The following is a 13,824-nucleotide window of genomic DNA, read 5'->3' as shown; positions in this document are numbered from 1 at the left end:
TAAATGAAACAATCAAAAGTATTTATACCAACTATGAAAGAAGTGCCAGCTGGTGCTGAGGCATTAAGCCATCGACTATTATTAAAAGCAGGCTTAATCAAACAAAGTACAAGTGGAATTTACAGTTACTTACCAATTGCAGCGAGAGTATTAAATAATATTGAAGCTATCGTACGCGAAGAGATGGAGCGTATTGATGCGGTTGAAATATTAATGCCAGCATTGCAACCATCAGAATTATGGGAAGAATCAGGACGTTGGAGTGCATATGGTCCAGAACTTATGCGTTTACAAGATCGTAATGGCCGTCAATTTGCGCTTGGACCAACACATGAAGAAGTTGTGACTTCAATTGTTCGTGATGAATTGAAATCATATAAACAACTGCCAATGACACTTTTCCAAATACAATCTAAATTTAGAGATGAAAAGCGTCCACGTTTCGGTCTATTACGTGGTAGAGAATTTATAATGAAAGATGCTTATTCTTTTCATGCTGATGAAGCGTCACTAGATGAAGCATATGAAGATATGTACCATGCATATGGTCGCATCTTTAATCGTGTAGGTATTAACGCGAGACCAGTTGTTGCTGATTCAGGTGCAATTGGTGGTAGTCATACACATGAATTTATGGCGTTAAGCGAAATCGGAGAAGACACGATTGTGTACAGTGAGCAAAGTGATTACGCTGCAAATATTGAAAAAGCTGAAGTGGTTTACCATCCTAATAAAAAACATGAAGATGTACAACCGTTAACAAAAATTGAAACGCCAAATGTGCATACAGCACAAGATCTTGCGACATTTTTAAATAAACCATTAGACGAAATTACTAAATCTATGATATTTAATGTCGATGGTGAATTTATATTAGTATTAGTTCGAGGTCACCATGAAATTAATGATATTAAATTAAAAGCTTATTTTGGTACTGACAATGTGGAGTTAGCGACTGAAGATGAAATTATTAATATTTTAGGTGCAAAACCAGGTTCACTGGGTCCGGTTTTCGATAAAGACATTAAAATTTATGCAGATAATTTCATTCAAGATTTGAATAATATCGTCGTTGGTGCGAATGAAGATGGATATCACTTGTTAAACGCAAATGTCGATCGTGACTTTGAAGTAGAAGCCTATGGAGATTTTAGATTTATTTTAGAAGGTGAATTATTAGCAGATAGCTCAGACAAAGCGCACTTTGCAGAAGGTATTGAAGTAGGCCAAGTCTTTAAACTTGGAACAAAATACTCTGAATCAATGAACGCTACGTTCTTAAATGACCAAGGTAGAGCACAACCATTATTAATGGGATGTTATGGCATTGGTATTTCAAGAACATTAAGTGCAATCGTTGAACAAAATAACGATGAAAATGGTATTATTTGGCCAAAATCAGTCACACCATTTGAATTACATTTAATCACAATTAATCCTAAAAAAGATGACCAACGTGAATTAGCGGATCAATTATATACGCAATTAAAAGAAAATTATGATGTACTTTATGATGACCGTAAAGAACGTGCTGGTGTGAAATTTAATGATGCTGATTTAATCGGTTTACCAATACGTATTGTCGTAGGCAAAAATGCTGCAGAAGGCATTGTAGAAGTTAAACGTCGCGATACTGGTGACAGTGAAGATGTGCATATCGATAATTTAATCAATTATGTAAATGAATTATATACAAATTTATAATCTATAAGGGAATTGCTAGATGTTACTTATATAAAATCATAAGGCTGACGCATAAATTCAACAATCTATATTTGTGAGTGTAAATTAAAAAAAATACACTAGCTGTCTCATTTTTAGATATGTTTGACTCAAACTTTTAAGGAGGGGGCGGGAATACGAAATCAAATTTTAAAGTTTGATTTCTGTTCCGCTCCCATTTATTATTCACAAAAATATGAATTTAATTTATTAAGTTTAACTATTAGAATTTCACACATATCCGTTATAATATAGAGAATGGAATAATAATACATACACCGTCATTTAATGTAAGTAAGCATATACAAGTAAAGCAGTGTAATTAATAGTAAGGTGGTTATCGTCATGGCAATGACAAATCAGGAAAAATTTAAAATCCTAGCTGACCAAATTAAAATAACAAACCATTTGGAACCAGAAATTTTGGAACAAAGTGAACTAACGCGTGTGGATGTTAAGACAACAGATCGTACATGGGTGTTTCAAATCACATTACCACACTTTCTATCAATAGAAGATTATTTGCTTTTTACAGGTGCAATTACAGAAGAGTTTAAATCAATTGCAAATGTAGAATGTAATATTACGATAAATAATAAATCAAACCAAGATGAATATGCGATAAAGTATTTTAATCATTGTATTGATCAAACACAACTTTCACCTAAAGTAAAAGGACAATTAAAGCAAAAACGCTTAATTATGTCGGGAGATGTGCTAAAAGTAACTTGTCAAAATGATGTCGAGAGAGATCATTTTGATAAAGCCTGTAATGGTAGCTTAGTTAAAGCTTTTCAACAGTGTGGGTTCGATATTAGTAAGATAGTTTTTGAAACGGATAGCGTTGGAAACGAAGATGATTTAGCATCATTAGAAGCACATATTCAAGAAGAAGATGAAAAGAGTGCACGTGAAGCTACTGAAAAATTAGAAAAAATGAAAGCCGAGAAGGCAAAACAACAAGATAATAATGAAAGTTCAGTAACTAAGTGTCAAATTGGTAAACCAATCCCAATTGATAATATTAAACCTATAGATTCTATTATTGAAGAAGAATTCAAAGTAGCAGTTGAAGGTGTTATTTTTGATATTAACTTAAAAGAGTTGAAGAGCGGGCGACACATTGTAGAGTTGAAGGTAACTGACTATACAGATTCGCTCGTATTAAAAATGTTCACTCGTAAAAACAAAGATGATTTAGATAACTTTAAGGCATTGAGCGTCGGTAAATGGGTTCGCGCACAAGGACGCATAGAAGAAGATTCATTTGTTCGTGATTTAGTGATGATGATGTCGGATATTGAAGAAATTAAAAAAGCTACGAAACAAGATAAATCTGAAGAAAAACGAGTAGAATTCCATTTGCATACGGCAATGAGTCAAATGGATGGCATACCTAATATTTCAGCGTACGTAGATCAAGCAGCAAAGTGGGGTCATAAAGCTATTGCAGTGACTGACCATAATGGTGTTCAAGCCTTTCCAGACGCACATGCGGCAGCTGAAAAAAATGGTATTAAAATGATTTACGGAATGGAAGGTATGTTAGTTGACGATGGTGTACCTATTGCATATAAACCTATGGATCGTGATTTGAAAACTGCAACATATGTTGTATTCGACGTTGAGACGACCGGTTTATCCAATCAATACGATAAAATTATCGAGCTCGCTGCAGTCAAAGTTAAAGACGGGGAAATCATTGATAAGTTTGAACGTTTTAGTAATCCACATGAACGTTTATCCGATGTTATTATTAATTTGACACATATTACGGATGATATGTTAGTTGATGCACCAGAGATAGAAGAAGTCCTTACAGAGTTTAAAGCATGGGTAGGGGACGCTATTTTTGTTGCTCATAACGCATCCTTTGATATGGGCTTTATAGATACTGGATATGAACATGTCGGTATTGGTGCGTCTACAAACGCTGTAATAGATACACTTGAATTATCAAGAACAATCAATACTGAATACGGTAAACATGGATTGAACTTCTTAGCCAAAAAATACGGCGTAGAGTTAACACAACACCATAGAGCAATTTATGATACGGAAGCAACGGCTTATATGTTTATTAAAATGCTTAAACAATTAGAAGAACTTGACGTTCATAATCACCAAGATATTAATACATCGTTATCAAATGAAGATGCATACAAACGTGCACGTCCAAACCACGTCACGCTTATTGTTCAAAATCAACAAGGTCTTAAAAACTTATTCAAGATTGTAAGTGCGTCCTTAGTCCAATATTATTATAGAACACCTAGAATTCCACGTTCATTATTAGATGAATATCGTGAAGGTATTCTCGTTGGTTCTGCATGTGACGAAGGAGAAGTATTTACTGCAGTAATGCAAAAAGATCAGTCTCAAGTTGAACGTATAGCTCAATACTATGATTTCATAGAAATTCAACCGCCTGCTTTATACCAAGGTTTAATTGATAGAGAGCTGATACGTGATAATGAAACATTATATGAAATATATAATCGTTTAATTCGTGCGGGTGAAGTCAACGATATTCCAGTTATAGCTACAGGAAATGCACACTATTTGAATGAACATGATTCGATTGCGCGTAAAATATTGATTGCTGCACAACCTGGTAATCCATTAAACCGTTCTACATTGCCAAAGGCGCATTTTAGAACTACAGACGAAATGTTAGACGAATTGCACTTCTTGGGTGAAGAAAAAGCCTATGAACTTGTCATTAAGAATACTAATGAGCTAGCAGATCGTATAGAGCGTGTTGTTCCAATTAAAGATGAGCTATATACACCAAGAATGGAAGGCGCAAATGAAGAAATTCGAGAAATGAGCTATTCTAATGCAAAAGCCCTCTACGGTGATGATTTACCACAAATAGTAATTGATCGTCTTGAAAAAGAATTAGAGAGTATTATAGGTAATGGCTTCTCTGTTATATACCTCATTTCACAACGACTTGTCAAAAAATCTTTAAATGACGGATATCTTGTTGGTTCACGTGGTTCTGTAGGATCAAGTTTTGTAGCAACTATGACAGAAATCACAGAAGTTAATCCATTGCCACCACATTACATTTGTCCAAAATGTAAAACGAGTGAATTCTTTGATGATGGCTCTGTTGGCTCTGGTTTTGATTTAGCAGATAAAAAATGTGAAACTTGTGGTAGCGACCTTATTAAAGAAGGTCAAGATATTCCTTTCGAAACATTCTTAGGCTTTAAAGGCGATAAGGTACCAGATATTGACTTGAACTTTAGTGGAGAATATCAACCGAATGCACATAATTATACAAAAGAATTATTTGGTGATGATAAAGTATTCCGTGCTGGAACAATTGGTACAGTCGCAGAGAAAACAGCTTTTGGTTATGTGAAGGGTTATTTAAATGACCAAGGTATCCATAAACGTGGTGCAGAAGTAGATAGACTTGTTAAAGGTTGTACAGGCGTTAAACGTACATCTGGACAACATCCAGGTGGTATTATTGTAGTACCTGATTATATGGATATATATGATTTTACACCTGTACAGTTCCCAGCGGACGATCAGTCTTCATCTTGGATGACAACGCATTTTGATTTCCACTCCATACATGATAACGTTCTGAAGTTAGATATACTTGGACACGATGACCCAACAATGATTCGTATGTTACAAGACTTATCAGGAATAGATCCTAAAACAATCCCAGTGGATGATAAAGAAACGATGGGTATCTTTAGTTCGCCTGAACCTTTAGGTGTTACACAAGAGGAAATTTTATGTAAAACTGGCACGTTTGGTGTACCAGAATTTGGTACTGGCTTTGTTAGACAAATGTTAGAAGACACAAAACCAACAACATTTTCAGAACTTGTTAGAATATCAGGATTATCACATGGTACAGATGTATGGTTAGGGAACGCTCAAGATTTAATACGTTCAGGTAAATGTGATTTATCGAGTGTAATCTGTTGTCGTGATGATATTATGGTTTATTTAATGTATAATGGTTTAGAGCCGTCACTTGCCTTTAAGACAATGGAATTTGTGCGTAAAGGTAAAGGATTGACTGACGATATGGTCGAAGCAATGGTAGACAATGAAGTACCCGATTGGTATTTAGATTCATGTAGAAAAATAAAATACATGTTCCCTAAAGCCCATGCCGCAGCTTATGTGTTAATGGCGGTAAGAATTGCTTACTTTAAAGTACATTATCCACTATATTATTATGCAAGTTATTTCACAGTACGCGCATCTGACTTTGATTTAATTACAATGATTAAAGATAAAGAAAGTATTCGTAATACTGTTAATGATATGTATTCACGTTATATGGATTTAGCTAAAAAAGAAAAAGATACTTTAACAGTGCTTGAAATAATGAATGAAATGGCACAACGTGGTTTCCGTATGCAGCCAATCAGTTTAGAAAAAAGTAAATCATTTGAATTTATTATTGAAGGCGATACTTTGATTCCACCATTTATATCTGTTCCAGGTTTAGGTGAAAACGTTGCACAAAGAATTGTAGAAGCTCGTGAAGAAGGTCCATTTTTATCTAAAGAAGATTTAAATAAAAAAGCTGGTTTATCACAAAAAGTAATAGAATACTTAGATGAATTAGGTTCTTTACCTAATTTACCTGATAAAGCGCAATTATCAATTTTTGATATGTAATGAACCAAAACACTTAATAAATAACAAAAAGCATGAATTAACTTGTCATTATAGGCTTTTTACAAATATAGTTATTTGTCTACCAAATAAACATATGATATAATAACAGTGCTTAAAAAATTAGACTCAGGCAGAAAGAGTGGGCATAATACCCGCTCTTTTCTATTTGCCAAAACAGGAGGTCAGCATGAGTAAAATAACTGAGCAAGTTGAAGCAATAATTCAACCTGTCCTTGACGACTTAAATTTTGAATTAGTAGAAGTTGAGTTTACAAAAGAAGGAAACGATCATTTTTTAAGAGTATCTATCGATAAAGAAGGTGGCGTAGATTTAAATGATTGTGCGCTTGCTTCTGAAAAAATAAGTGAAGTAATGGATTCAGAAGATCCTATCGAACAGATGTATTATTTAGATGTTGCCTCACCTGGTGCTGAAAGACCAATTAAAAAAGAAAAAGAATATCGCAACGCTGTGACTAAACCAGTATTTGTTTCTTTATATGCTCCAATCGAAGGCGCAAAAGAATGGTTAGGTATATTGCAATCAGTTGATGATGAAACAATAGTTATGGAAGTTAAAGAGAAATCAAGAACAAAACAAGTTGAAATACCAAGAAGTAAAATCGCTAAAGCACGTCATGCAGTAATTATATAACGTGACGAGGAGGATGATAAATCGTGTCAAGTAATGAATTATTATTAGCTACTGAGTACTTAGAAAAAGAAAAGAAAATTCCTAGAGAAGTATTAATTGATGCTATCGAAGCGGCGTTAATTACTGCTTATAAAAAGAACTATGAAAGTGCAAGAAACGTTCGTGTTGAATTAAACATGGACGAAGGTACATTTAATGTTATCGCACGTAAAGAAGTGGTTGAAGAATCATTTGATAATAGAGAAGAAATCGACTTAAGTACGGCACTAGTAAAAAACCCTGCTTATGAAATTGGTGATATCTACGAAGAAGACGTAACACCAAGTGATTTCGGACGCGTAGGTGCGCAAGCAGCTAAACAAGCTGTTATGCAACGTTTACGTGATGCTGAACGTGAAATACTATATGATGAATTCATCGACAAAGAAGATGATATTGTTACTGGTCTTATTGACAGAGTAGATCATCGTTATGTATATGTGAATTTAGGGCGTACTGAAGCTGTATTATCCGAAGCAGAAAGAAGCCCAAATGAAAGCTATATTCCAAATGAAAGAATAAGAGTGTATGTGAACAAAGTTGAACAAACTACAAAAGGACCACAAATATACGTTTCAAGAAGCCATCCAGGTCTATTAAAACGTTTATTTGAACAAGAAGTACCAGAAATCTTTGACGGTACAGTAGTAGTTAAATCTGTAGCTCGCGAAGCTGGCGATCGCTCAAAAATCAGTGTACACTCAGACAACCTTGACATCGATGCAGTAGGTGCTTGTGTAGGTTCTAAAGGTAGTCGTGTTGAAGCTGTTGTTGAAGAACTTGGCGGCGAGAAAATTGATATTGTGCAATGGGATGAAGATCCTAAAGTGTTTGTAAAGAATGCTTTAAGCCCGTCACAAGTATTACAAGTTATTGTTGATGAAGAAAATCAATCAACTGTAGTTGTAGTGCCAGATTATCAATTATCATTAGCTATAGGTAAACGCGGACAAAACGCCCGTTTAGCTGCTAAATTAACTGGTTGGAAAATTGATATTAAATCAGAAACAGATGCTAGAGAAGCAGGTGTCTACCCGACAGATGCTGAAGGCACAGAAGATCAACTTAATGATGTTGTTGACGAAGAGAATGTTGATTTGGAAGACACAGTCAATGAAGACTCTGAAACAGTAACTGAAGAAGAAGACGCTGAAAAATAACTTGGGGTGATAACTTTATGAAAAAGAAAAAAATTCCAATGCGTAAATGTATACTTTCAAATGAAATGTACCCTAAGAATGACATGATTAGAGTTGTAATTAATAAAGACGGACAAATTTTTGCTGATGCAACTGGCAAACAACAAGGCCGTGGCGCTTATGTATCTAAAAATGTTAAATTAGTAGAAGAAGCGCAACAAAAAGAAACATTAGAAAGATATTTCAAATCTGATGCTGAAACGTTAGAGCCTGTTTATAAAGAGATTATACGTCTTATTTATCGTGAAGAGATACCTAAATGACAAAAGAAAAAATCGTTAATTTTTTAGGTTTAGCAATGCGTGCAGGAAAAGTTAAAACAGGCGAATCAGTCATTATAAATGATTTGAAGAATAATAAATTAAAGCTCGTAATCATTGCAACAGATGCTTCTGACAACACAATGAAAGTGATGCAGAACAAATGTGAAAGTTACCATATATCATTACGTATATTTGGAACAAGAGCTGAATTAGGACAAGCTTTAGGTAAAGCAGAACGTGTAAACATTGGAATCACTGATCAAGGCTTTGCTAAAAAGTTATTGTCAATGATTGATGAATATCGTAAGGAGTGACTATATGAGTAAACAAAGAATTTACGAATACGCTAAAGATTTAAAATTAAAGAGTAGAGATATTATCGATGAATTGCAGAAGATGGACGTTGAGGTAACAAGTCATATGCAAACGTTAGAAGATAATCAAATTCACGCATTAGATAAAATTTACAAACCTGAAAAAGCAAAAGAAGCAGAGAAAAAACAACAAAAAACTGCTCAAAACAAGCAACAATCATCAAATAATAAAGGTAACCAAAACAACAAGAATAATCAAAATAATAAAGGTAACCAAAATAATAAATCAAACAACAATAAACCGAATAACAAAAAGAATAATAAAAAATCAAAACAAATCAAACAAGAAGAACCTAAAGAAATTCCAGAAAAAATCACTTATCAAGAAGGTATTACAGTAGGTGAACTTGCGGAGAAATTAAACGTAGAGTCTTCAGGTATTGTTAAAAAACTATTCTTACTTGGTATTATGGCTAATATTAATCAATCATTAGATGAAGAATCACTAGAGTTAATCGTTGATGATTACGGTGTTGAAGCTGAAAAAGAAATTGTTATTGATGAAGAAGATTTATCAATTTACTTCGATGATGAAACTGAAGATGAAGATGCTGTTGAACGTCCAGCAGTTGTTACAATCATGGGACACGTTGACCATGGTAAAACAACGTTACTAGATTCTATTCGTCATACAAAAGTAACAGCTGGAGAAGCTGGTGGTATTACACAACATATTGGTGCTTACCAAATTGAAAATGATGGTAAAAAAATTACATTCCTAGATACTCCAGGTCACGCAGCATTTACAACAATGCGCGCGCGTGGTGCACAAGTAACGGATATAACTGTTTTAGTTGTAGCAGCTGATGATGGTGTTATGCCTCAAACAATTGAAGCAATCAATCATGCTAAAGAAGCAAATGTACCTACAATTGTTGCTGTTAACAAGATTGATAAACCGACATCAAATCCAGATCGTGTAATGCAAGAATTAACTGAATATGGTTTAGTACCTGAGGATTGGGGCGGCGATACAATCTTTGTTCCACTCTCAGCATTAAGTGGAGATGGCATTGATGATTTAATAGAAATGATTGTACTTACTTCTGAAGTACAAGAATTAAAAGCTAATCCAAGCAAAAAAGCTGTTGGTACAGTAATCGAAGCTGAATTAGATAAATCACGTGGACCATCAGCCTCATTATTAGTACAAAACGGTACACTTAACGTTGGCGACTCTTTAGTAGTTGGAAATACGTATGGTAGAATTCGTGCTATGGTCAATGACTTAGGTCAACGTATAAAAACTGCAGGACCATCTACACCAGTTGAAATTACTGGTATTCATGATGTGCCAAAAGCAGGCGATCGATTTGTTGTTTTCAAAGATGAAAAACAAGCAAGACGTATTGGTGAATCTCGCCATGAAGCGAACGTAATTCAACAACGTCATGAAAGTAAGAGTGTTTCATTAGATAACTTGTTTGAACAAATGAAACAAGGTGAAATGAAAGATTTAAATGTCATTATTAAAGGCGATGTGCAAGGTTCAGTAGAAGCGCTTGCTGCATCTCTAATGAAGATAGACGTTGAAGGCGTAAATGTACGTATCATTCACACTGCTGTGGGTGCAATCAACGAATCTGACGTTACACTAGCTAACGCTTCAAATGGTATCATTATTGGCTTTAACGTTCGTCCTGATATAGGTGCGAAACGTGCTGCTGAAACTGAAGGCGTTGATATGCGTCTACACCGCGTTATTTATAGTGTTATAGAAGAAATTGAATTCGCAATGAAAGGTATGCTAGATCCAGAATTCGAAGAACAAATTATTGGACAAGCAGAAGTTCGTCAAACGTTCAAAGTTTCTAAAGTTGGTACAATCGCAGGTAGTTATGTTATTGATGGTAAAATCACGCGTAATGCTGGCGTTCGTGTCATTAGAGACAATATTGTACAATTTGAAGGTGAATTAGATACACTAAAACGTTTTAAAGATGACGCTAAAGAAGTTGCTAAAGGTTACGAATGTGGTATCACAGTTGAGAAATATAATGACTTAAAAGAAGGCGACATTATCGAAGCTTTCGAAATGGTTGAAATAAAAAGATAAGTAATTGGAGATTAATCCAATTTAATGACAAAAAAGCCTCCAATAATTTGGAGGCTTTTTATATTGACTTCAGATTTGTATATATGGCAGATAATTACTTCAGTTTATAATTTATGTTGAAAATATGAGTGGATTTTTTAATATAATTATTAGAATTAAAGTGCTATCCAAAAGTGAAATATATAAGTATAATAATATTATTACATAAAAATCTAACAATTTAGTTTATAGATTAAAATATAACATGACTCAACTATACAACTTCAACTAGAAATTTTAACACCTCATAATAATGTAGCTTACTTTAAATATCAAATTAAAAAACGCCTTAACGAAACAATTTTCACAACAATTAAATCTTATTTTAAAAAAGTAACATATGTTTTTCAACATCATATGTACTTATTTGGTTGCGAATAAGTAAAAATATTGTAGTAAAATTTGAGGATAACTATTTTATTGACACTAGTTGTCTATGTACTTAATTACAATTAAATGAAATAGGAGGTTATAAATGATGAGTGAATATTTAAGGGAAATCAATGAATTTTGGCAAGAATATTTGAAGCAATATAACTCTATTTATGATCAAAATACTTTAGAACAAATTATAAAGAATGATGATACAACAGCATTTTTACATCCACAGGATTTAGCGTATTTTAAAGAACACTTTGGGAATAACTTTACTGAAATACCTAGATTTAAAAAAATGATAGACTTTGCGAATGGAAAAGTAATTATTGATAAAAATAGACAAAGAATTTTATTTGAAAATGCAGAAATAAACCCTGCTATAGCTAGACCATATTTTGGAAACCCTGATTTAGCAGATATTGTTATATTAAAAAAACAGCCCGAAAATGATTTTAAAATGTATGAACCCGATATACCAGAATCTGTAGTGATAGATTATCGCCAAAGAATATTATTGGATATACAAGGTAGATTAACATTTAATGGAAAGAAACTGTTTTTACCCTATATCGATAAACATAGATGGTTTATGAAATATTTATATAACGCTTCGTCGACTTTAAAACGTTTTAATATTGATCCAAACAGAGTTATGGTACTTAACTTTTTCCCTTATCAATCGGGTCATACTGCAGGAATACCAAAAGATTTTTTAACATTTAAACATGGCTTACCTTCTCAGCGAATGAGTTTTGATTTGTTGTTGAAACTTTTAAACGATGATAAGCATCGCATATATCTTGTTAGTGAGGAAGAACTATATATTTCGATTTTAAAGAACTTTGCTCATAGTTCTTTATGTGACTATCTAATTGATCATTTATTCGTACTTGCTTCAAAACAAAATCGGCATGTCACTTTATGCAATGTTCTAAGTTACCAAGAACACAAAATGCGTTTAAGAAAAAAACAAGAATTGAGTAAAATAGAATACTACAATTGGAATAAAGAACAAAGAGAAAAACGAGAAAAAGGTAATTCAGATTTTTATAGAAAAATTAGCACAATGCAAAAAGATGTAGAACACCAACACTAAAATATAAATTATAAAAAAGCCTATATTCAGCATAGAAGATATCTAAGACGAGTATAGGCTAATTTTAAATGTCATAGTTTTTAAATATAGTCTGGATATGTGTTTTGAATTCATCTACATAATATTGAGGTTCTATGATTGTAATATACTGTGGATATTCATATGCAATTTGTAGGCTTTCTTTTTTTGAAATAATAATATTAGCGATAGTTCCATAATCACTTTTAGTTGTGTCAATAATAATGAACTGTCTTTGTATTTCGGACCAAAGAGGATCTTTAATAAGTATTTTTACAGCCTGAATATCTGAAAAAATAGCTTTATCAAACACTTCGTCAAGTTGATCGATATTTATAATTGATGACAAATTTAATATTTGTATCTTTCCTTGATACAAATAAGTAAACCAATATTTGTTTGAAAAATATCTAGTATATATAGGTATTACTTTTATAGTCAAATCATGACTTATATGGATTGCAACAAAATTATTATTTTCAATTGCTAGTTGGAGTCTAAAAATTAACGTGGTTTTGCTCAACTCACGAGTCACTTTGAACTGACTTAAGAGTTTGTTAGACAATATTTTTTCAGCAAGATTAGAGTTTGCGTTCAGCCCTCTAATGAGATTATAAGTATCTTCATGTATTATCGGTGTAAAATTTTTCAATCTAAAGAGCAAGTTAAGTAATCTATTATTTTTAAATTTATATCTGTCGATTCTTAAACAATGTTTTTCAAAGTTATTATCATATATTATTTCACCATCAAGACCATGCCATTCATTATCTTCGTATAAAAAATTATTAATATCACTAAAATCTCGCTGTATGGAACGAACATTGACATTTAGTCGCTGGGCGAGTTCTTCTTTATTGAGTTTCTTTCCGTTTAAAAAGCGGGTATAAATATATAAAAGTCTTTCTGGTTTTTCCAATCATTTACAACTCCTAAAATAAATAAATTTAATTATTAAGTTGTCTTATAGTATAACATTATAGTTTATATAATGTGTGAAACTATATAAAAAATATTTATAGACAAAGAAAATGCATTTGTACGTCAGAAAATCTACTTAAAATAACAGTTGGGCATAATATTAAACACTTGAGAAATTTAAAATAGATTTTATTGACTATTAATGAAAAAATGTTTCATAAAATAACAGTTAGGAATTAAAATAATGCCTAAGTGTCATAAAATGTTTATTTTTTGTTAATAATGTACAATATAAAGTGTACAGGACTCGAACAAAACTTTTGAAAATAGTAGTTACTGAAATAATAAATTTGTTTGACGTTATGAAATGAACTGTCATATAATCTTTAAGTAAGGAAACAT

General features: G+C 32.8%; 9 protein-coding genes. 8 read left to right on the top strand and 1 reads right to left on the bottom strand.

What is annotated here, in order from left to right:
- Positions 1–3 precede the first annotated feature (3 nt).
- The 8 genes from MHB47_RS08080 to MHB47_RS08045 all read left to right on the top strand — a co-directional run bounded on the left by MHB47_RS08080 (position 4) and on the right by MHB47_RS08045 (position 12,483).
- Entirely contained in the window at positions 4–1,704 is a 1,701-nt protein-coding gene (locus tag MHB47_RS08080) for a proline--tRNA ligase (RefSeq protein ID WP_002512313.1), read from the top strand.
- A 363-nt stretch (positions 1,705–2,067) separates the two neighbouring features.
- Positions 2,068–6,384, top strand: a complete 4,317-nt coding sequence (locus MHB47_RS08075) for a PolC-type DNA polymerase III (protein ID WP_340756076.1) — start codon at positions 2,068–2,070, stop codon at positions 6,382–6,384.
- A gap of 187 nt (positions 6,385–6,571) precedes the next feature.
- Positions 6,572–7,039, top strand: coding sequence for a ribosome maturation factor RimP (gene rimP, locus MHB47_RS08070; RefSeq protein WP_002507849.1), 468 nt, complete (start codon positions 6,572–6,574; stop codon positions 7,037–7,039).
- A 23-nt stretch (positions 7,040–7,062) separates the two neighbouring features.
- Entirely contained in the window at positions 7,063–8,238 is a 1,176-nt protein-coding gene (gene nusA / locus MHB47_RS08065; RefSeq protein ID WP_340756074.1) for a transcription termination factor NusA, read from the top strand.
- Positions 8,239–8,255: 17 nt separating this feature from the next.
- Positions 8,256–8,540 carry an RNase P modulator RnpM gene (gene rnpM, locus MHB47_RS08060; RefSeq protein WP_002507847.1) on the top strand — a complete coding sequence of 95 codons (285 nt, stop codon included), beginning with the start codon at positions 8,256–8,258 and terminating at the stop codon, positions 8,538–8,540.
- Positions 8,537–8,854: a L7Ae/L30e/S12e/Gadd45 family ribosomal protein gene (locus tag MHB47_RS08055; RefSeq protein ID WP_002507846.1), complete on the top strand. Its 318-nt coding sequence runs from the start codon at positions 8,537–8,539 to the stop codon at positions 8,852–8,854. The genes rnpM and MHB47_RS08055 overlap by 4 nt, the downstream gene beginning before the upstream one ends.
- Positions 8,855–8,858: 4 nt before the next feature.
- A complete protein-coding gene (infB, locus tag MHB47_RS08050; RefSeq protein ID WP_340756072.1) occupies positions 8,859–10,970 on the top strand; it encodes a translation initiation factor IF-2 in 2,112 nt (703 codons plus the stop codon).
- A gap of 514 nt (positions 10,971–11,484) precedes the next feature.
- Positions 11,485–12,483, top strand: a complete 999-nt coding sequence (locus MHB47_RS08045) for a hypothetical protein (protein ID WP_340756070.1) — start codon at positions 11,485–11,487, stop codon at positions 12,481–12,483.
- 64 nt (positions 12,484–12,547) lie between these two features.
- On the opposite strand, the gene MHB47_RS08040 is transcribed toward MHB47_RS08045, so the two are convergent.
- On the bottom strand, positions 12,548–13,420 hold the full coding sequence (locus MHB47_RS08040) for an HTH domain-containing protein (protein WP_340756068.1): 873 nt from the start codon (positions 13,418–13,420) through the stop codon (positions 12,548–12,550).
- Positions 13,421–13,824: the final 404 nt, after the last annotated feature.

Origin of the sequence: Staphylococcus sp. FSL K6-3157 (assembly GCF_038005145.1) — a bacterium.
Taxonomy (GTDB): domain Bacteria; phylum Bacillota; class Bacilli; order Staphylococcales; family Staphylococcaceae; genus Staphylococcus; species Staphylococcus equorum.
This window is presented reverse-complemented; position numbering and strand designations above follow the sequence as displayed.